At 60.5% G+C, this 20,769-nt stretch carries 19 protein-coding genes and 3 pseudogenes; 1 reads left to right on the forward strand and 21 read right to left on the reverse strand.

Annotated elements, in window-relative coordinates; all coding sequences use genetic code 11:
• Nucleotides 1-105: 105 nt before the first annotated feature.
• From M3436_00490 to M3436_00540, 11 genes are all read right to left on the reverse strand, one after another.
• The gene (locus M3436_00490; GenBank protein ID MDQ3562667.1) at nt 106-723 is read right to left on the reverse strand and encodes a class I SAM-dependent methyltransferase; all 618 of its coding nucleotides are present in this window, start codon (nt 721-723) and stop codon (nt 106-108) included.
• Between the two features lie 126 nt (nt 724-849).
• Entirely contained in the window at nt 850-1,650 is an 801-nt protein-coding gene (gene blaOXA, locus M3436_00495) for a class D beta-lactamase (protein MDQ3562668.1), read from the reverse strand.
• 87 nt (nt 1,651-1,737) lie between these two features.
• A complete protein-coding gene (locus M3436_00500; GenBank protein MDQ3562669.1) occupies nt 1,738-2,208 on the reverse strand; it encodes an AAC(3)-I family aminoglycoside N-acetyltransferase in 471 nt (156 codons plus the stop codon).
• A 26-nt stretch (nt 2,209-2,234) separates the two neighbouring features.
• A complete protein-coding gene (locus M3436_00505; protein MDQ3562670.1) occupies nt 2,235-3,092 on the reverse strand; it encodes a hypothetical protein in 858 nt (285 codons plus the stop codon).
• 255 nt (nt 3,093-3,347) lie between these two features.
• On the reverse strand, nt 3,348-3,557 hold the full coding sequence (locus M3436_00510) for a hypothetical protein (protein MDQ3562671.1): 210 nt from the start codon (nt 3,555-3,557) through the stop codon (nt 3,348-3,350).
• A gap of 235 nt (nt 3,558-3,792) precedes the next feature.
• Nucleotides 3,793-6,888: an error-prone DNA polymerase gene (locus tag M3436_00515; protein MDQ3562672.1), complete on the reverse strand. Its 3,096-nt coding sequence runs from the start codon at nt 6,886-6,888 to the stop codon at nt 3,793-3,795.
• Nucleotides 6,889-7,078: 190 nt separating this feature from the next.
• A complete protein-coding gene (locus M3436_00520) occupies nt 7,079-8,518 on the reverse strand; it encodes a DNA polymerase Y family protein (GenBank protein MDQ3562673.1) in 1,440 nt (479 codons plus the stop codon).
• A gap of 21 nt (nt 8,519-8,539) precedes the next feature.
• Nucleotides 8,540-9,163, reverse strand: a complete 624-nt coding sequence (gene imuA, locus M3436_00525) for a translesion DNA synthesis-associated protein ImuA (GenBank protein MDQ3562674.1) — start codon at nt 9,161-9,163, stop codon at nt 8,540-8,542.
• 129 nt (nt 9,164-9,292) lie between these two features.
• Nucleotides 9,293-9,889, reverse strand: coding sequence for a transcriptional repressor LexA (gene lexA, locus M3436_00530; protein MDQ3562675.1), 597 nt, complete (start codon nt 9,887-9,889; stop codon nt 9,293-9,295).
• Between the two features lie 92 nt (nt 9,890-9,981).
• Nucleotides 9,982-10,353 carry a type II toxin-antitoxin system PemK/MazF family toxin gene (locus tag M3436_00535; protein ID MDQ3562676.1) on the reverse strand — a complete coding sequence of 124 codons (372 nt, stop codon included), beginning with the start codon at nt 10,351-10,353 and terminating at the stop codon, nt 9,982-9,984.
• A gap of 1 nt (nt 10,354) precedes the next feature.
• Complete coding sequence (locus tag M3436_00540) at nt 10,355-10,630, reverse strand: hypothetical protein (GenBank protein ID MDQ3562677.1); 276 nt, start codon at nt 10,628-10,630, stop codon at nt 10,355-10,357.
• A gap of 334 nt (nt 10,631-10,964) precedes the next feature.
• On the opposite strand from M3436_00540, the pseudogene M3436_00545 reads away from it, so the two are divergent.
• Nucleotides 10,965-12,235: pseudogene (locus tag M3436_00545) on the forward strand (Glu/Leu/Phe/Val dehydrogenase).
• A gap of 149 nt (nt 12,236-12,384) precedes the next feature.
• On the opposite strand, the gene M3436_00550 reads toward M3436_00545, so the two are convergent.
• The 10 genes and pseudogenes from M3436_00550 to M3436_00595 form a co-directional block, all read right to left on the reverse strand.
• Nucleotides 12,385-13,131, reverse strand: coding sequence for a hypothetical protein (locus tag M3436_00550; GenBank protein ID MDQ3562678.1), 747 nt, complete (start codon nt 13,129-13,131; stop codon nt 12,385-12,387).
• Nucleotides 13,132-13,941: 810 nt separating this feature from the next.
• Nucleotides 13,942-14,895 carry a M28 family peptidase gene (locus M3436_00555; protein ID MDQ3562679.1) on the reverse strand — a complete coding sequence of 318 codons (954 nt, stop codon included), beginning with the start codon at nt 14,893-14,895 and terminating at the stop codon, nt 13,942-13,944.
• A gap of 357 nt (nt 14,896-15,252) precedes the next feature.
• Entirely contained in the window at nt 15,253-15,627 is a 375-nt protein-coding gene (locus M3436_00560; protein MDQ3562680.1) for a TlpA family protein disulfide reductase, read from the reverse strand.
• A 415-nt stretch (nt 15,628-16,042) separates the two neighbouring features.
• The gene (locus M3436_00565) at nt 16,043-16,669 is read right to left on the reverse strand and encodes an MFS transporter (GenBank protein ID MDQ3562681.1); all 627 of its coding nucleotides are present in this window, start codon (nt 16,667-16,669) and stop codon (nt 16,043-16,045) included.
• Nucleotides 16,600-17,253, reverse strand: a complete 654-nt coding sequence (locus M3436_00570) for an MFS transporter (protein MDQ3562682.1) — start codon at nt 17,251-17,253, stop codon at nt 16,600-16,602. Before M3436_00570 ends, M3436_00565 begins: the two co-directional genes overlap by 70 nt.
• A 108-nt stretch (nt 17,254-17,361) precedes the next feature.
• The gene (locus M3436_00575) at nt 17,362-17,520 is read right to left on the reverse strand and encodes a hypothetical protein (protein ID MDQ3562683.1); all 159 of its coding nucleotides are present in this window, start codon (nt 17,518-17,520) and stop codon (nt 17,362-17,364) included.
• 36 nt (nt 17,521-17,556) lie between these two features.
• Nucleotides 17,557-18,156 (reverse strand): glutathione transferase GstA, encoded by a 600-nt coding sequence (gstA, locus tag M3436_00580; GenBank protein ID MDQ3562684.1) that lies wholly within the window; start codon nt 18,154-18,156, stop codon nt 17,557-17,559.
• Between the two features lie 174 nt (nt 18,157-18,330).
• A pseudogene (locus M3436_00585) lies at nt 18,331-18,480 on the reverse strand (DUF4396 domain-containing protein).
• Between the two features lie 318 nt (nt 18,481-18,798).
• Nucleotides 18,799-19,395, reverse strand: a pseudogene (locus M3436_00590) (ribonuclease HII).
• Nucleotides 19,396-19,847: 452 nt separating this feature from the next.
• Entirely contained in the window at nt 19,848-20,711 is an 864-nt protein-coding gene (locus M3436_00595) for a hypothetical protein (protein ID MDQ3562685.1), read from the reverse strand.
• Nucleotides 20,712-20,769: the final 58 nt, after the last annotated feature.

Consider the following 20,769-nt stretch of genomic DNA (forward strand, 5'->3'; position numbering starts at 1 on the left):
AGCTTATGCTGATCGTAAGAATAGTCTTTGTAACGTGCCATGGGTAGGTCATCTGTTGTTATGATCAGATAGCGTCATTCTACCATAAGACACGCAAAAAGAGACTTATTCGACAGCTTCAACGCCCAAGCTCAGCCGCCGTCTTGCCGTAGCGAAGCGGAGGCAAGACGGTCGGCTGGAGCGCCTTGTTGGGCAATCTTTCTCATTCACACCTATAGCGCAAGCGAGCGGATGTGATGGATCACCGTTGCGATGCAGCTCGATCGAGCGAAAGCCGGCTTGTTTCAGTAGCTCAGACAGTTTTTCTGGCATGAATGCTTGGTAAACTGAACGCTCACTTTCACGCACGGTGATCGCCAGTCGACCCTGTGGCTTCAACACCCGATGCAGCTCTCTCAATCCGGCAACTGGATTCTCCCAAAAGTAAATGCAGTTGATAGAAAACGCTTTATCAAAAAGTGAATCACGGTAGGGTAACTCCATCACCGTGCCAACCCTGAGATCAATCTGCCCAGACGCAATGCCGATCTTGTTTGGGCGCGATGCCGCAGCAACCATTTCCGCTGAGTGATCGACGCCGGCGATCAGTCCCTCTGTCGCCTTGCGCGCGGCAAGTTCCACGGCCTGTCCTGGACCAAAGCCAACCTCAAGGATCGCGTCTCTTGTTGATATTTCGAGAAGCGCAACAGTCCATTCGTTGTCTGGGCGGTTATACCGGCTCATGATCCACCCGACCACGCGTCCGACAACTCCATGCGGTTTTCCGGCTTGACCGAGCTTAGATGTCATTGCCAATCCCCTGCCGCCCAACGTTGAATTCAGCGGCGCCGAAGGCGTCCGCTGCAATGGCTAGTTGGGCGGCAATGCGTGCACAGAGCGCAGTACAGCACGAGCAATGGCTTCGCGCTTGGCAACATCATTAGCCTTTCCCGGCATGTCGATGTTGAGCGCAAAGAATACCGGTCCTTCTGGCTTTTCGACCCAGCCGACAAACCAACCGATCTGCGGCTCAACATCGAACGCCCACCCGCTCTTTGCGCGAAGTATCCAGTCATGCCCCGCTTCCACGATCATCAAGTCCTTGACAAGACGCTGGTGCTCGACACGGAACGGCAGTCTATTTCCGTAAAGCTTTTTTAGAAAGACAATCTGCTCTTGTGCCGAAATTCGCAACCCACCATCAAGCCAGAAGCGATCTACGCCCCCCGAAGTATCTGTGTTCCCGTAACCGATGCGACGAAGGTACTTACGCTCTCGCCTTTCACCCAGTTGACGAGCAAATGACTGGTAGACCCAAACGGTTGATGCCCGGAGCGAAGACCTAAGGTCTTGATCTTGGTTCCAAGAGGGAAATTGTCGCTTTACACCATCCCAAGGAAACACCTGAAACTCATCCTTAACAATGCCAGCATCGAGTGCAAATAGTGCATGTGGAACTTTGAAGGTTGAGGCGGGTATAAAGCGGGTCTGCGAGCGCTCTCCGCCATATACGAAATGTTGCTTGGTGCGCTCATCCACCACTGCAATCGTTCCTGTAATGCCGGCCTCACTGAAAAATCTGGTCCAGTCTGAACGTTCCTTCCATTCCTGGGCTGATGCCATCGCTGGCAAACAAAGCACAAGAAGCTGGAGCGCGATACGAAACTTCATATTGTCTCCATTGACGCCCAACGCCCAAGCTCAGCCGCGGGCTTGCCGGAGCGAAGCGGAGGCAAGACCGTCGGCTGGAGCGCCTTGTTATGCAGCGCCATTGCCGCCTGAAACTGCTATGTCGAAGTGCAGTACGTTTTCGCGAACTCCCAGCTTCGTATACAGCGCGATGGCTGGTTCATCGCCGATATCCGCCTGGACAAAAATGACGTAGGCCGCTCGACGTGCAGCTATCTTCTTAAGTTCGCCAATCAATGCCGTTGCGATGCCCTCCCGTCGATGCGTTGCCAAGACAGCCAGATCGTAGATGTATATCTCGCTGCGCTGCTGCTCGAACTTTTTCAGCTCATAGGCCGCGACGCCGCCGACGACCTTGCCGCTTTTCAACGCAGCGAGCGCGATGAAGTAGTCACTGCCGAGCAGTCGCTGGAGATACACCGCATTAGGTCGGTTCCCACTATAGGTATCCACTTCATTGAAGGCTTCACCGAAGGTCGCTAACAGGGCTTCCATCAACGCGACGTCATCGGGTGTGAGTTGGCGAATGCTTAGAGACACGTGCAACTCCAAAGCTGTATAACGTTTTACATGAGCCGCACACAACGGCGCCGCAGTTCGTGACGAAGCGAGCAAACGCAGCTCGCCGTTGTGTGTCCGCTCGATGGAGGGGTTATCTCATCCCCGCGAAGTCCTCCTTCCCAAACCGCCATCGCCTCTCTGTGCAGCTGCCACAGAGGCTCCATGTACTTAACGACAAGCTCTTGAAGGACATGAGCTGCGGCAAGGAAGTCGTCCATCTCGCCGCACGGTTCATAGCCCGCGAGAGCGGGGGGCGGGTTCGGCTTGATGAACATGTTTATGCAGCACGCTGCGAACACATGCACTTCGTCAGCCAGGGTCAGGCACAACGGGCGTAGGTTTTCTCCAAGAGAACCAAGGGGACGTTTGGCAAACATTCCCGGATGGTTGAGAGCGAGCGGGAAAGCTGCGCGGAATGCTGACGAGGTTGTCGGGTGGATGTGGCCAGACAGGAAAGACTTTAGTTCCTTGTGATGGCTTAGCTTCCCATCCACGTGCTCGGTGTCGCCGCCTCCGGCCTCCATGAACTTGCGCACTCTCGGATAAATCTTTCCGTAGCCAATCTGCTTGGACCAAAAGGCATCGTCTTGGGTGGCGTTGCTATACGCGATTGCGAACTCGGGATCAATTGCTAGACCCATCGCAATCTCGATGTCCTCGAAGAATACCCTTGCCAACGCCAATGCAGCTGACTCTTGCCCCAAGCTGACCATCTCGCGCACGGCAAGAAGGTCGGAGCGAAGACGAGTGAGGTGTAGCGCAAAGGTCGAACTCTCTGCAGTCAACTTCCGCGTGAACTGATGGTCCTCGAAGGCCAGCATGAAGCGGATGGCCTCATCAAGAAGCACCATTGGCGCTTGCATGTTCTCCGCGATCGCTCTCCGCATTGACCCGCGCACCTGACTGAGAAGGCGATCAATGGATCTTCTCTTCGGTTGACGGGTCGACCTCAGCGCCGACGCCACTCGGGCTGCAATCTCCTTGGGTGGGATGCGCATTGAGACCTAACTAGAATTCGACCTCGTTTATACATATAGAAACAGTTTATACTTTTGTAAACTTGTTTATATACATAGTAACCTTAGCGCGAGCGAGTTTATAGATATATTAACCCCGCCTCACGCCTGGTTGCTCATGACGAACTGTATGATTCTCTTATCGAGGCCGAGTTTAATTACCGTCTCGTAAGGGAGCTTCCAAAGCTTTTCTTGCAGTTGCCATTGGCCGCCCGCCATTTTGGCCTTGTCCCTGAGTTCGACTTCCCGATAGTGGATGTTAACGAGCACGGGGCCGACGGGCTTGGTGTTGGGAGCCTGGCGGGGCGGCATTCGAAGACTTGCAATCCAGGCTTCTTCATCTGCGATCAACTGAATGGTTTGTAACGCTTGCGCTTGACCTTGTCATAACGATAGCGGACGCAGACGAGGCGGTCGCCGTATCGCGTCGCGAGTCGTCTCGTTCCTTTTTGACCGGGTTTGAGTGTCACTCTGACATCCATAGGTTGCTCCGTGTCGGCGATGGGCGGGTCCGCTGTCGGACGGATCAGGTATGCCCTGCTCGGCCCTAATGAAACTCTCGCGGCCGGATCGACAGGCGTCCCAGCAAATGGGTATGGTCCTCGAGTCGCCGGGCCAGCACGTGTACCACTTCGCCCTCGCGTTGCACCTCTCCAATGACCGCCAGTAAGCGTGAGCCCAGAAGCTCTTTTCGTTGGCTGTCCACCAAGCTGCTCCAGACGATGAGATTGAGGTAGCCCGTCTCGTCCTCGAGTGTGACAAAGATCACCCCGGTCGCGGTCCCTGGACGCTGGCGCGTGATCACTAAACCGGCGGCGCGGACGGTGTCTCCGTGCGCAAGACATAGGACCCTCTCGGCGGTCACAAAGGCCATCCGTTCGAGGCGCGGGCGCAAGAGCGCCAGGGGATGGCGCCGGAGCGTCAAACCGAGGCTCCCGTAATCGGCGACGATCGCCTCGCCCTCGGTGGGGCGGCGCAGCAATGGCGAGGCTTCATTGACGGCGGTGGCGGCGAGTAGCGGCGTCGGTGCTTCGATGCCGAGCACGGCCCAGTACGCCTGATGCCGCTGGCCGGCGAGTTGCACCAGCGCATCGGCCGCAGCGAGCGCCTCGAGATCGCGGCGATTGAGTTCGGCACGCCGCATGAGATCCTGGACATCCATGAAGGCCCCCGTTGTGCGCGCTTCCACCAGGCGCTCGGCACCGCTCTTCGAAAGGCCCTTGACCCTGCGGAGCCCGAGACGAAGCGCGGGTTGAGCATTCGATCCCCGCTCCAGGGTGCAGTCCCACACACTGGCACCCACATCAACGGGACGCACCTCCACCCCGTGCCTGCGGGCGTCTTGCACGAGCTGCGCGGGGGCGTAGAAGCCTAAGGGCTGGCTATTCAAAAGGGCGGCCGTGAAGACCGCGGGCGCGTGACACTTGAGCCAGGCGGAGACATAGACCAAGAGCGCGAAGCTCGCGGCATGGCTCTCGGGGAAGCCATACTCGCCAAAGCCCTCGATCTGTCTATAGATCTGGCGGGCGAAGCGCTCCGAATAACCGCGCGCGCGCATGCCCTCGACAAGCCGTTGCTCGAAGCGCTGGAGGCCGCCGTTGCGTTTCCAGGCGGCCATGGAGCGGCGCAACTGATCGGCCTCGCCCGGGCTGAAGCTCGCGGCCACCATGGCAAGTTTAATGACCTGCTCCTGGAACAGCGGTACCCCCAGGGTGCGCTCCAGCACCCCGCGCACCTCTTCGCTCGGATAGCTCACGGGCTCGATCCCATGCCGCCGGCGCAGGTACGGATGCACCATCTCGCCCTGGATAGGCCCCGGCCGAATGATCGCGACCTCGATCACCAAGTCGTAGTAACACGCGGGCCGCAGGCGCGGCAGCATGGCCATCTGCGCGCGGGACTCGATCTGGAAGACGCCCATGGTGTCCGCCCTTTGGATCATCGCGTAGGTCGCGGGGTCCTCGGAGGGCACGGTGGCCAATGTGAGCTTCTTTCCCTCGAACCTCTCGATAAGATCAAAGGCGCGGCGGATCGCGGAGAGCATCCCGAGGCACAGGCAATCGACCTTGAGGAGCCCCAGCGCATCGAGATCATCCTTGTCCCATTGGATCACGGTGCGCTCGGGCATGGCGGCATTCTCGATGGGGACCAGATGGGCCAGGGGACCGCGGGAGATGATCATCCCGCCCACATGCTGGGAGAGGTGGCGCGGGAAGCCCGCGAGCTCTGCAACGAGCCTGGTTAATCGGGCCAAAACCGGATTATCGGGATCGAAGCCCACCTCGCGTAGACGCTCGGGCGCGAGTTGTTTCCCATCCCACCAGTAGATGTTCTTCGCCAGCCGCTCGACTTGATCGAGACTCATCCCGAGCGCCTTGCCGACATCCCGGATCGCGCTCTTAGCACGGTAGGTGATCACGGTCGCGGCCAGGGCGGCGCGCTCGCGCCCGTACTTCTCATAGAGGTACTGGATCACCTCCTCGCGCCGCTCATGCTCGAAGTCGACGTCGATGTCGGGCGGCTCCTGGCGCTCCTTGGAGACAAAGCGTTCGAAAAGCATCTCCATGCGCGAGGGATCCACCTCGGTGATGCCGAGGCAGTAACAGATCGCGGAGTTGGCCGCGCTCCCCCGTCCTTGGCAGAGGATGCCGCGGCGGCGGGCAAAGGCGACAATATCGTGGACGGTCAAAAAATAGCTCTCGTAACCGAGCTCGGCGATGAGACGCAGCTCGTGCTCAATCTGGGCGCGCACGTTGGCCGGCGCGCCAGCAGGCCAGCGCCGTTGCATGCCCGTCTCGGTCAAATTCCGCAGATACCGGGCCGGCGTCTCGCCCGCGGGCACGAGCTCGTCGGGATATTCATAGCGGAGTTCGTCCAAGGAGAAGCTACAACGCTCGGCGATGCGTATCGTCTCGGTGAGCAATGCAGACGGATAAAGCCGCGCCAGGACTTCGCGCCGGCGCAAATGACGCTCGCTGTTCGGATAGAGCGCATAGCCCGCCGCCTTAACCGTGGTCTTGAGCCGGATCGCCGTCAAGGTATCTTGCAAGGCGCAGCGCTCGCGCACGTGCATGTGCACATCCCCCGCGGCGGCCAGCGGAATGCCCGTCTCACGGCTCAAGGCAGTGAGCCTTTCGAGCCTCTCGCCATCGTCGCCCTCGCGCAGTAGCTCGACAGCGATCCAAAGGCGCCCGGGAAAGCGCCCGGCGAGCCAGCCGGCCTCGACCTTGAGTCCTTGCGGCTCGTCCAAGCGCCGTCCCGGTAGCAAGAGGGCGAGGCAATGATCGAGACCGGCGGCGATGTCCGCGCGTTCCAGCCGGTAGTCGCCTTTGGTCGCTCGCCGCCGCCCTTGGGTGATGAGCGCCGAGAGCTGGCCGTAACCCTCTCGATCTTGCGCCAGGAAGACGAGCCGCGGTCCGTCGAGGAACTTCACTTCGGTGCCGATGACAAGCTTGAGGTCGCGGTCCTTGGCCGCGCCATGGGCCCGCACCACACCGGCAAGCGAACACTCGTCGGTCAGCCCGAGTGCCGTGTAGCCGAGTCGCTGGGCTTCTGCCAGCAACTCCTCGGGGAAGGAGGCGCCTTTCAAGAAGGTGAAGTTCGAGAGGCAGTGAAGCTCGGCGTAGCGGGGCAAGTCTGGCATGGGAGATAACAACCGAGCGCCACGTCACCCTAGTAGTCAGTCAAGATGATTGGATTAGCTGCGTCATTCCGGCAGGGAATGCCGGAATCCAGGACAGGGATGTGAATCCGCGCGGTATCGCCATCCTTGGCCACTGGACCCCGGCAATCCCTGCCGGGGTGACGGATCACTTCGATTTAGCATGAGTAACTCAGTCACAGATCCCGTGTACGAACCAGCGCCGCTTCCCCTCGACCTCGCGGAAGACCCAATAGCAAGCGCCGAGGGGATTGCGGGCGACAAAGTAATCGCGCCCCATGGGCTGTCCATCCCACCAGCCGCTCTCGATGCGCTCCCCGCGCTCCATTAGCTCCAAAGGCCCCCGAAGCCGCGGCCGTCCCTCCGCGGCCGCGAGCGCTTGTGGCCGGTCGAGCAACCACAGGGGACGGCTTCGCATGCCCGGTGACGAACTTGCCTCCCCGGGCGAGCAGAAGCACCACGCCGCTTCGGGCCGGTGATCGGGGAGCAGACGCAGGCCACGGACGGCATCCTCGCCTAAGCGGGCGCGCAGTCGCTCGAGGAAGGCGAGGGACTGCGCTTGGCTTTGTTCCTTGCCGCCGGGCAGGAGTGCGAGCGTGACGCCGGCCAAGGGGCAAAGATCGTCGACGATGAGCCTCAATGCGCGGACAGGCTCGGGGAGTACCAGCCGCTCGATCCGGCTACGCAGCAGTTGGCCGAGATGCTCCGGATCGCGGCTGGGTGTGAGGAGCGTAAGATTGAACTGTGTCTCGCGCCGGTCGCGATGAAAGAGCCGCCAATCGAGTTGCCGCGCACCCGCCCCGCGCGCCCGCAAAAAGCCCGTCAGTTCCAATAACAGCCGCCGCGCCGCGAACTGCAAAGCTTGGGTGTCCTCGGCCTCATGCGGGAGATCGAGGAGACGCCCGAAGCGCGCGGGAGGCTCGAAGGGTAGACGCGGGTCCGGCTGCCGGCCCGAGGCGCGGTCGAGCAAGCGCACGAGCGCCGGGCCGAAGCGCCGGGCCAATCCATCGCGGGGCAGGCGCAGGCACTCCCCCACCTCGCGTAGCCCGAGCCCGGCGAGGGCTTCGGCAATGCGCACATCGACGCCCAGGATCGCAAGGGGTAAGCGGCTGAGTAGCGCGTGCAGTTGCCGCGGATCGGTGATGCAAACCTCTTGCTGTGCCCGCACGAAAAAAATCGCCGCGAGCGGCGTGGGCGCGATCGCGAGGAGAGGTTGGTAGCCGAGATCCACCACGCCCGCCCGCACCCGTTCCACAAGCGTGGCAACGCCCCCGAAGAGCGTGAGGCTCTGCCCGATCTCGAGCAGCAGACCGTCCGGCGGCGCCAGGCTCACCACCGAGGTGAACTGCCCGCACCACGCGGCGAGCGCCTCGAGGGCGGCTTGCTCCGCGGATCCACCGCGCGTGTAAATCTCGACATCTCCGAGCGCCTGCGCTGCCCCGGCGCGCATCCCCGGCGCGATGCCGAGCGCGTAGGCGGCGCGGTTGCCTATCCGTACCCGCGGCTCGCGCCCGGCGGTCGTGAGGACGCACGCCTGCGGCGAGTCCCCGAGCCCCAGCGCCTCGAGCGCTAGGGCGGGAAGACCGAGACAGAGCCAGAGCGAGGCGCGCATGACTCACCCGAGGGAGGACCCTCACCGAGAGGGAACCCGCAAATCCAGATACACAGGCCTCGCGCCCGCCCCACCCCGGCGCTTGAGGATGCTTACTGCCGCGAGCGGCCCGTGCGGTTCCAACATCAAACGCAAGGCGGCGGGCGAGGCCTCACGGCGGGCCGCGAGGGGGCGAAACAGGAGGCCCAGGCTTCGGTCCGCCTCGGCGGCGAGTTGCAGGCGGCGCAGTCCACGCCCGTCAAGACCACACGGCCAGGCGAGCACGGCGCTACACGCCCCTGCGCGCAAGGATTGCTCCAGGGCCCAGAAGCGCTCTCGCGGGCTCTCGATCCCCCACACCAGGAGCAGCCGTGCGAGATCGACGCCGTGGGCGGCGAGCGCCGGGCCATAAGGGAGGTGCGGCGGGGCAATCCAGGCCAGCCACTTCTCGGATTGACTCAGGTGCGCGAGGGCCGGGATCACGAGCCGCAACGCGCCGACGCCTTCCATGTCGCTCAAGATCTCCGTCAGCGCGCCTCGCGGCCACCCGCCGCCGGGGAGGAGCGCATCGATCTCGGCGAAACCGCTAGGGATGGTTTCCGCCTCGGGCAACGCCCGGCCGCAGCGCCAAAGCCGGGGATCGCGTAGCACCGCCTCCAAGCTCATACCTTATTCCGCTTCCATTTCATTCGTATAACTTTGTCGCCTTCCTCGCTCGCTCCTCGCCTACCACCCACGGTATGTCTCGTCGCTCGCTCGTCGGCTTCGCGTTCTACTTTTGAACTGGAACCGGAATTAGCGATAGAGGCGCAACTTGGCGATCAAGACCCCCTGGATCGTGACGCGCGCGGAGTCGTACGCCATGGGTTTCAGCGCGGGGTTCTCGGGGATGAGGAGCACCTGGGCGTTTGGGCGCCGGCGAAAGCGCTTGAGGGTCGCCTCCTCGCCGTCGATGAGGGCCGAGACGATGTCTCCGTTCTCCGCCGTCTCCTGGCGCCGGAGGAAGACGAGATCGCCATCGAGGATATCGGCCGCGATCATGGAGTCACCGGCCACCTTCAAGACATAGGTATCTCCCCCGCCGAGGAGAGAAGCCAAATCGATCTCTTCCTGGCCGGGAATGGCCTCGAGCGGCCGGCCGGCCGCGATGCGCCCGAGCAAGGGGAATACGAGCGGGCGCCGGTGTGGTGGGGCCAAAGCAATACCCCGCCAGCCTCCTTGCCCTTCCTGGAGGTAGCCTTTTCCGATCAGGGATCGCACATAACGGTGGAGAGTGCCCTTGGATCTGATACTCAGCGCCTGCCCGATTTCCCTGAGCAACGGAGGTTGACCTTCCCGCTCGGTGTAATCCCGGAAGATCTCCAGTACGCGCTGTTCGGCAGGGGTTAGCATGGAAAGTTCTCGAAAGTTCTATCCAAGGATAGAGAACTTTGAGAGAACTTTCAAGAGGGGCCAACCGGCTAGCCGCAAAACTCCGCAAGCTCTCAGCCCTTTTCGATCAAGGCCGCGATCACCGCATCGGCACCGATCAACGGGATGACCCGTAATAAGACTTCGATCATCACGCCGGACTCCGCTTGCGCTGCGAGTTTCACCTTTCGTTCTCGCCAGTCCACCGTATGAATAATATTGGCAGCAACTACACAAGGCTGCTCTAGGTTGTTAATAGGTACTTCCGTACCTGAATTCCTGATACTGGTACTAATCGGGCAACAAATCATCAGTCCGGTTTGTTTGTTATACGCGCGACTTGACAGTACCAAAGCAGGCCGGTACTTGCCGATCTCCTTCCCTTTCTTTGGCTCGAAATCTAACCAGACAATATCATTTCGCTGAGGCACATAAGGCCTTGCCACATTACTCCCCCAACTCAGCCGTCAGAAGCGAAAGCAGCTCATCAGCATGCGCTTTACGAGGCGTCATGCCTTTGAGCAGTTCAGCTTCTGAATAGGGGATCCGGAAGGTCTTTTTAACAACTTTCTTCCTTATAACCAAACCATTATTGGTAACCTCTACGGTTACCTTCGCACCTTTACCGATTTGCGCCAAGTCGCTTATCGTTTTAGTGATGCGCAATCCTAGGCTGTTGCCCCAGGGCTGTATGGTTGTCTCAAACCTTGCATTGCTTGCCATTCGATTGTCCGCCCCACTCGTAACTACACCGTATATACCAGTATAAACTACAAACATCGGTGCCCTAGCGCACAAGGTCGTCCTATAATATGTTCACCACCTGCGCCAGCGCACGAAGGCGGTCCTAGTAGGAGGCCGGGCCCCGGGCCCCGCTTCCTCGGCCGATTCGGTAAAGAAGAGGCTGAGCGTGCGCGAGGGGTGGGCTAACGGCCCCATTACGCGCCAGCAGCCGTCGGTGTATAGTTCGTCTGGAAGTTGTATCGTGCGCGAGCAGCGCCCAGACGATGCGCACGTACACAGAGAATCTCGTAGGCCATAAGTGACCGCACACAGCATGGCAAACGCACCGGTCGCGCACCCGTCAGCGGAGAATCCCTTCGACACCGCGATCGCACAGCTCGACGCCGTCGCAGAACGTATCGGCCTCGATCCCGGCATGCGTGACGTCCTGCGCCACTGCAAGCGCGAGTTCACAGTGAACTTCCCGGTGAAGATGGACGATGGCTCTATCCGCGTCTTCACCGGCTATCGCGTGCATCACAACGAAGCGCGCGGGCCGGTGAAGGGCGGCCTGCGCTACAGCGAGCGCGTCTCGCTCGATGAAGTGCGCGCGCTCGCCATGTGGATGACGTGGAAGTGCGCTGTCGCCGGCCTGCCGTACGGCGGCGCGAAAGGCGGCGTGATCGTCGACCCGAGCGCTTTAAGCGCCGGCGAGCTCGAGCGCATGACACGACGGTTCGCCGCCGAGATCGGGCTGCTCATCGGCCCCGATGAAGACGTGCCCGCGCCAGACATGGGCACCGATGCGCAGATCATGGCGTGGATCATGGACACCTACAGCATGATGCACGGACACTCCGTCCCCGCCGTCGTCACCGGTAAGCCCGTGACGATCGGCGGCAGCAGCGGCCGCTACGAGGCGACCGGACGCGGCGTCATGTTCGTCACGCAGGAGGCGTGCAAGTACGCCGGCTTGCCGCTTGAAGGCGCAACCGTCGCCGTGCAGGGCTTCGGCAACGTCGGCAGCGTCGCGTCAAAGCTCCTGCGCGATGCGGGCGCCAAGATCGTCGCCTCAGCAACGCGAGCGGCGGGATTCACGATGAAGCCGGCATGGACATCGATGCCCTGATCGCGATGGCGCGCGACCGCGCCTCGCTCCCCCCCGATGCGCCCGGCCGCCGCATCACGAACGCGGAGTTGCTGGAGCTGCCGGTCGATATTCTCGTTCCTGCCGCGACCGAAGGCCAGATCCACGCCGCCAACGCCGGAAACATCCGCGCCAAGATGATCATCGAGGCCGCCAACGGCCCGACCACCGCCGAAGGCGACCGGATATTGCGCGAGCGAAACATCTATGTCGCGCCGGACATCGTTGCCAACTCAGGCGGCGTCATCGTCTCGTACTTCGAATGGGTGCAGGACCTGCAGTCGTTCTTCTGGGAAGAGGCCGAGGTCAATTCTCGCCTCGAGCGCATCATCAAGCGTTCATTCCAGGAGGTTGCGGCGCTGCAGGCGAAGGAATCTATCAGCATGCGCGAAGCGGCGTACGTCCTCGCCGTCACCCGCGTCGTCGAGGCCACCACCGTCCGCGGCATCTTTCCCTGAATAACTTACAATCACCACGCTATCGCGCGGACAGGCGCTCCCACCTGTCCCTCTCGCGCAGCACACCTGCCGATCGGGCGCGCGCTCGGATACCAAATCTCACCGATGTCCAAGCTTCCTTTGTGCAGTTGAAAGCCGTGACTTATCGGTCATAAAGTCTCGTCCCCGAGAAACTCTACCTTTTTTAGAAAGGCGCGCGCACCACCTCGCGTATCTTCCGTGTTCATCTGGAATCCAAACGAACTGACGGGAGGTATTTCCGGTTGTCCAAATTGGAATTTGAAGGCCTCCGCTAGATCGAATTCAGTAACCACAGTCCCACCCGGTCGTACTCCACACGGTTCACAGAAGTATCGACCGCCTTTTTTGTAGTATTTTCCCGTATAAGCGCGGCCGCTTTTTTCCTTTTCTCCAAGAAACAGGCTGATGAAGTACGGGGCATCTGGGATGTAAAAGGAACCGCCGTCAATTTTTGTCTCTCCAAAAGAGATGACGACTGCGATGGGGACTCGGTAGATCCCTTGCTCCCAATCCGCGCCTTGGGGATAGCGGTCGACACCCCATAAGATCCGAATGCCTTTGACGTTCGGGAGGTTCACGCGTTTCAGAAAATAACCCGCTGCCTCAGTGTTTGTCTCTAACATTAACCGTTTGTGGCTGAAGTGCGGGCTTAGGGCATCGGCGTCCAGCTTGAATTGAAACCCGTTCGCTTTAAGCCATGGCTTGGCATCACCGTCTGCTTGATCTGAAAAGTCCAGCGTGAAGACCACTTTTCCTGATGGATTCTCGGCCCAAACGGGCCCAGAAAAGGCGATGGCAAAAAGGACTGCTATCGACAAGATTCTGCACAACGCACCAATGTAGACACGAAAATATTTCGGGTACCAGTCTGTCATGAGAGGCTCAATTCATGCGGCCCTGTGGGTGGTTCTTTCGAGTCTTGTTTTCGTGGGTAGTTCAAGCGCTGAGGGGTCGATCCGTGTGCGACAAATCCGCCCCAATCATTGGGCGGATAGAGTTTGTTCACTGTTTTGGTTCGCGATTCTTGGTTCGCGGTTGAGTGCCCGTTCTCGGTTCCCGGTTCTTCGTCACGCCGGGGCCGCCACGGCTGCTCGACCATTTCGACATCGCCCATCCGGACGGTGGCATCCCAGCGGCTGCGCTCGTCCTAACGCCAGAACCGCAGGTCGATCAGGCTGTTGCCGATGGCGAGGTTGCGGAGCGTGAGGTCGGTTAGCCAGTTTGGCGTTGCGCACACGATAGATGCAGCAGTGGCGGAAAGGGCCCGTCTTGGTCGGTCGTTTCTCGCTGTCACCCTCGAACTCGGTGTAGACCCTCACATCGGCGTAGGTATGCCCCTTGCAGTAAGGAAGCGGAAATGATCAAGCGCCCCTGCGTGGTGGAGTTACCACCCATAGAGGTATAACCGAATTAACTTACCCAAGGAAAGGTTAGACAATGAGAGTGTTAATACCAGTTATCTACGTGCTTTCAACGGCAGCAGTTACGATATTTGTTCAGGCTATAATATTGTGAGGAACGGAATTGTGGGTAAGTCCGTGCAAACCACCTCGACGGTGGAACGTGACCGTGTCGGCGAAACTCGCGTGCCTGAACCGATGGACCGCTAGTGATCCCCGCAGGCCTGGCAATCCTCGCCGTGGAGTAGGTGGAACAATGCTCAATGGGCAAGAGGTGCAGTGATGCTACTGCGCCAGGGCCAACACCGCAGCGTACACACCCTGCACCACCCCGCCCATGCTCTGGTAGTCCAGCGTCTCCGCTGTATCTCGGGGAGTGTGATAGTTCGGGTTCCGGTAGAACGCCGTGTCGGTGATCATCACCGCGTCGTAACCCGCTTCCCAGTAGTTGCGGTGATCCGAGAAGTCGATCCCCGGCACCGAGCGCGGGGCATTGATGGAGTACACTGGCAGCAGAGAGGCAGCTTGCATGGCCGCCTTCACGCGCCGTACGACCGTAGGCTGATTCAGCTTGCCGACCACGGCGATGAAATTACCTTGCGTGGGATAGAAGAGTTTCATCAGCGGATGCGGATAACGCTGGCTATTGGGCGCGTCAGAAAAAAAGCCCAGCATTTCCAGCGAGAACATCGCGCGCACTGGAACATCTTGCTGTTTGAGCGAACGGGCGTGCACAAAGCTTCCCATATGCTGCGTACGAAAATGCTGCCCCTCTTCCAGGGTGTAGGCGACGAGCTCTATCTGCATGCGTGGCGATGTCGTGCCCAGCCAATAGGCGAGCTCGATTAGCCCGGCGACACCGCTAGCATTGTCGTCGGCGGCGGGCACGTCTGCAGCCACAGAGTCGTAGTGCGCGCCGACCACGATGCGTTCGGCGGTATCCGGTCCGAATAGCGCGATGACGTTGCGGTAGGTCTTTCCATCCACATCGTAGGGCTGCTCGGAAACCGTGCCGCCCGCCTGTTCAAATTCGCGGCGAATGTATGCAGCAGCGCGATCCAGCATGTGTGGGTGACTCTCGTCCCGCGGCACCAGCGTCTCGGACAACATCCGTACGTGTACTTCCAGTCTGGCAGGATCGATATTGACGGTTGCAGCTTTCGGCGCGCGCGGCAATAGCGGCTGCGTCACCAGCGCCCAGGCAACGACCAGCACGCCGGTCACAACGAGGAAGCCCATTAACAAGCTAGAACCCAATCGCCTGCGCATAGCATCGCGGCACTCAATAGTACACCGTGTTTATGCAGATCGTAGACTGCGCCGCAAGTTAAGCTCGGCTCACCGCAGTGCGGAGCGTTAGGCCTACGTCCTCAATCTCTGGCATGTTCATTCCACGCATGGACATGGTACACCGCGCGGCCGCATCGTATTGCGACAAGCGTCCATTCGACATTGACCTCGCGATCAAACCGCCGGATGACTCGATATGAGCGGCCGGACGCTCGTCGTCGGCGAGCTGGCATGCGTGTACGGCCTCACCGTACGTCGACGGCCGGCAAAGCTGCCGCCGTTCCAGGTGCCGCTCACCGCGCACGGCTAGGGATACTCGCCGAGCAACGCCTCGATCTTCGCGCGCATGACCCGGAAGTCGTCGGTGTCGGGCGCGAGCTTCCCGCCGAGGTGCACGTGACGGACCACGCCGTGCCGATCGATGAGGAAGCTGACGCTCGTCCACGACCGCTCGTGGCCGTCGAGCCACCAGCGCTTCAAGGTCTGCCAGTCGGGGTCCACGGCCACGGGGAAGCGGAACTGGTAGTGCTCGACGTAGCCGCGCACGGTCTCGACATCCAGCGGCTCGGGGTCCTTGTGGTGATACACGCCGATCACGACCAGGCCGCGGCCGCGGTACTCCTCGTCGAAACGGTTCAGGGCCGGCGCGGTGGCGCTGCAGAACGGGCAGCGCGGACCCATGAACCAGAGCGCACCAGCACCACATTGCCGCGCAGGTCCTGGAGCGCGAGCGGCTCGGAGTTGAACCAATGCTCGATCTTCCAGCCGGGCGCAGGCTGGCTGATGAGGCCGCTGAGGTCGTCGGTGGCCGGTGGGCCGCGGTCGGGAGTGCGGAGGCTCCAGTGCATGCCGCGAGCAGGACGAGGGGAAAGATCCAGCGCATGGCAACATGATAGCCCACGGCGCCGGCTTGCGCTGCAGTGGGCGCTATGAACAGGCGCGACTAGCCACGGGCGGTGCCCTTGAGCATGACGTTGGCCATGGCTTGTCTCGCCGGCGGTCGCTCGGTGCAAAGCCGACGGGATCGTGCGCTGGCGTGCCGTCGGCGTGAAGGTGGAGAAGGCCGGCGCACCGGCCAAGGCGGCGTAATTACCGCTCAAGTGCCCGACGGCGCTTCTCGCGTCTCGGGCATGCGAGTAAGAACAAGCGCGAAACCTGCGACGCCGACCCCGGCCAAGAAAAGAAACGCAGCGACACTCCCGGATGCATCCGCAATGTAGCCGGCGAGCGTCGTGCTGATCGACGCGCCGATGCCGACGGCGACGCCAACGACGCCTTGGGCGAAATTGAAGTGGCCGCTCCCGCGCGTGGTATCGGCGATGACGAGCGGCACAAGCACGCCGAGCGCCGCTGCCGAAATGCCGTCGAGGAACTGCGCCGCGATGATCACGTAAGGCTCGCTTGTCGCCGCGAACACGGCGCCCCGGATCGACAACGCCATGAAGCACAAAGCCAGCAGCGGACGCCGGCCCCAGCTCTGCGCCGTGCGCCCGACCCAGGGCGCGATGGCTGCGACCAGGAATTGCGGCGCGAGAATGCAGATCGCCAGGACAGGCGTGGCCCATTCGGGCGCGCGCATCGTCAACAGGCCTGCCATAATCGGCAGTATTGCCGCATTGGCGAGCTGGAACAGCACGATCGCCGCGGCAAAGATCAGCAGCGCTCGGCTGCGCGCGAGGCTTGCAATGGCATCGAACCAGGAGCCGGGATTGCTTTTGCGCACGCCGCCGCGCGCCAAATCCGGATCGATCTCGCTCGGCCGGATCTGCGCGCCAATGCGATGAGTGTCGGGATGGCAAGCGCCGCGGTGAGAAAGAAGATCGCCCGATTGGAGAAATAGTACGCCAAGGCGCCCATCGCGCCTGCGGCAATCGCGTTTCCAAGAGACAGGTAGCGGGCATTGCGTCCGAGCCTCACGCTGAAGGCGGCATGGCCGACCAGCCCGAGGCTGATCGCGGCGAGCACCGGACCGGTGAGGGAGCTTGCGATTGCGTGCAGAACCTTGGCGACAACAACCACGCCGAAGGTCGGCCAAAGCGCGAGCAGCAGCGCACTGGCGCTGATCGCGAATACAGCCAATGCAGCGAGCAGACGCCTGGCGGGCACGCGATCGACCAGCGCGCCGACGGGAATTTGCATAGCGAGGCCGGTAAGCGTGCCGATGGTCAGGATCAGCCCGATGTCGAGTTGCGTCCACGCAACGGACGTCAAATAGGCCGCGACGAACGGACCCCATCCGGTCTGCACATCGGCAAGAAAGAAAGCGAACCAGTCGAGCCCGCGCTGACTGCGGCGCGAGGGTTGCATAGAGCGTTTTCAGGCGATCAGCTTGTAGGCCGGGATGGTAAGGAACTCGCCGAAGTCCGGCGCCCGCGAGATCTCGCGGAACAGGCCGATCAGCACATCCATTTTGCATCACTTGCGTGCGGACGTGTGCTCCAGCGATGCGGCAAACGACTTCGGCAAAAAAGACCCGCCGCTGCGAGATCCGGATAGTCGCTGGAGCACTTGCCCGGCCTGCTCCTGGACCTCGATAACGGTCTCGCTGGACTGGCCGGGCAAGCGCAAGAGCACTACCGCCCTCTTATTGGTCCGCTAACGTCAAGACGATTAGATCAACCCCTCCGCCTTCATCGCCTCTTGCACTTTCTGACGAGCCTTTACGCGCGCCATGAAGTCCTTGAGCTTTGGCCATTTAGAGAGATCAATCTCGTGGATGTTGGTCCAGTTAGTGACCACGAAGAGATACGCATCAGCCACAGTGAACGTATCTCCCATGAGCCAGGGTTTTTCTGCGAGCTGCTTGTCGACATAATCAAATCGCTTCGCAAGTTGCGCTTTCGCCGCGTCCTTCGATCCCGCTTCGGGATGGAAGAACGGGGTGAACGCTTTGTGAATTTCGCTCGAGATAAAAGTCAGCCACTCCATCAAACGATAACGCTCCATCGTGCCCGGCTTCGGCGCGAGACCTGATTCCGGTTTCTTGTCCGCGATGTATTGGAGTACAACTCCGGCTTCACTCAACATTCCGCCATCGTCGAACTCTAACGTGGGAACGTAGCCTTTTGGATTAATTCGGTAGTAATCCCCGCCGCTCGCGGTCTTGTGCTGTCCAAGGTCGACTTTTTCCAGATCAAACGTGGCGCCGGATTCCCGCAATGCAATGTGCGCTGCAAGCGAGCAAGCGCCCGGTGAGTAATAAAGTTTCATTTCTGACTCCCCTTTTTGTTTCTCCCCACGTACGACCACGATCTCAGAGGAGAATTCATTTCAAGCCGGGCCGGTAGGCAAACGCTCTCCGGTACAATTGGCAGGCGTCGCATTCCTCGCCTATGGTCTTTTCCTATTACAACCGTCTCTCCGTAGAGAGAAAGCGCATTTCGCAGCCGCCAGAATGATGCCGGTCGCGTCACCGGCGACGCAGTGAATGGTCGAACCTACGCCCTGCTTCCAGAGCGGCCTGACAAATGCCTCATGCTCGCCCGGCCGCGGCTCCTTGTCGGCCATAACGTAGAGCAACAATCCGAACGGACCCGCCGGCAAACTCCGATGCACTTAGGCGCTGAGGGCGACGAGCAGCGCAGGCGCGTGGGGTTCGGCGACCGCGCGATTGTGAAAAGCGGCGAGCGGGCCTGCACCCAACACAGCTTCACCCGACGCGCTATAACCGATCGCTTTAAAAAACCATCCGCCGTGCAGCCATTTGAGTACGCCGACGTGGCTATCCGCAGCGTCGAAGACCGCGTGCAGATCAGCGCGCAATTGGAGCAACTGCAGGCGCTCTAGCCTCGCGGAGACCGCGGCCGCGAAGCGGCACCTGAAACGCGTATCGCTGCTGCTGAAAAACAAGTTGGGCGCAAAACTGCGCCTATGCTCAGGCGTAGGCCCTAGGCGCAACAGTGCGAGGTAGTGTTCATCGGTACCGTAGCCAACGTTCGTTTCCCACCCGTATCCAGGATAGGTTTCGGCTAAGCGATGCATTATTCGATCGCGCGTGACCTTGGCGATCACCGAAGCCGCGGCGATCGACAAACAACGCGCGTCGCCTTTGATAATCGTGGTCATGTGGCAAGCGAGGCCCGGCTTGCGGTTGCCGTCGATCAGCGCAGTATCGACGGTAATCCCCAGGTCGGCGACCGCGCGGCGCATGGCAAGCATGTTCGCCTGGTAAATATTGAGCGTATCGATTTCTTCGACCGTAGCGATGCCGACGCCGAAGCGTGCGATTTGGATAATTGCGGCGTAGAGGCGCTCTCGCTCGGGTCCGGGAACCTGCTTCGAATCATTTAAGCCGTGGAGCGCGCGCGGTTTGCGTACCCATTGCGGGAGGACAACCGCTGCCGCGACGACCGGTCCAGCGAGCGGTGCGCATCCAGCCTCATCAATGCCCGCGACGACACCGTGCGCTGCGCGTTCAAAGCTTAAATCGGGAAGCTTGAGTTTCCTCATGCGGTTTATTGTTAAAGTTTGCGAGATTCTACCCCGCTGCGCCGCACGCATCCAGGGCAGTTAAAACCACAGCGAAAATTTGCTTGACAAAAATCCATCGCGCTGTGTCCCGGTCCCGCAAGGGTGTTTGTTGCGAATTCCAACTCTTATGCGGCAACAGGCAGATGAAACATTCCATGGCAATAGTCGTAGTAGGAGGGTCTACACCATCACTATCTCAGACAAGCGCCTTGAGATAGGAGCAGCTAGATCGCCCTCCAAACTCGCACGTATGAATTTTCAGGAACGACAACGTGTCCATGGGTGCTTTGAGATGCACCCATGGACCGTAAGCTGAATCAGAAAATCAGGTAGAGAAGGATGATTACCGAGATCGGCACACCCAATAACCATAAAATCAAACCCTTCACGGTATTATCTCCTTGACGATATTTTATAGACAGAATGGGCCGTTATCGGCGCCAGCGCGTTAGACGACTGAAATCCGTTCTTTCATCTCGATGGTGCCCCCCTATTGTAGCAGCCCACCAAGCGCCTGCGGCGCCGGCCAACAAGGAGGCCGCGGTAAGAAACGCCACCAGAATTCCGAGCTTTCGCGCAGCCTCAGCGGCGGCCTTGGCTTCTTCGCTGAGCCGTCGGGCAGCGGCGAAGGCCTCATCTACACGTGTGGCTGCTTCTTCCTGCGACAGGCCGGCGCGGGATGCAACGACGTCCACGAGGTATCGCCGGTCAGCAGAGGGCAAAGCTTCCGAGTCGACGTTGGCCGCCAATACACGCCCGATCGCTTCCGACGATACCGACTCGTTGGAGCGTAATAGGCGATCCGCGGTCAAGCTCAAAGGATCGACCTTCTCCATTGCTTTGCCCGCGACCTCTGCCGTTACAGTTCCTGCGACTTCCGCACCCGCTTTGGCAACACCCAGCGTCGCAGTGGTCGCAAGGTATGCCCCAAATAGCGTAGCCAACGCCCATACAACCAATCCATGGACGCCATCTCTCACCTCGACCTCATGATCCGTTACGTCGGCGATGCGCCTGCGCATGCGGCCAGCGAGATATCCGCCGGCCATCACGCTGGAGACGATCACCCATAACGTCCACAGACCCGTCGCGACAATGAACCCGGTTCGGGACCAGCCTTCCCCCGAGTATGGCGACGCTACACTCAGCCCGATGGCCGATCCGAAGGTCACCAGAACAAAAGCAAACGCGGCGCTGAGGAGCGCGCCGGCAACTATGGCAGGCCAGTCGACAAAGGCGGGTGTTCCCAACGCCTTCGAGCTGATGACTTCGTCAGGTCTCGCTGCAGGATTCATAAGATCAAGTCTCCCTTGTGGTGTAATTGTGCGCCTGTTTCAGCGCGTGCTGAGGAGT

Source organism: Pseudomonadota bacterium (assembly GCA_030859565.1).
GTDB lineage: Bacteria > Pseudomonadota > Gammaproteobacteria > JACCXJ01 > JACCXJ01 > USCg-Taylor.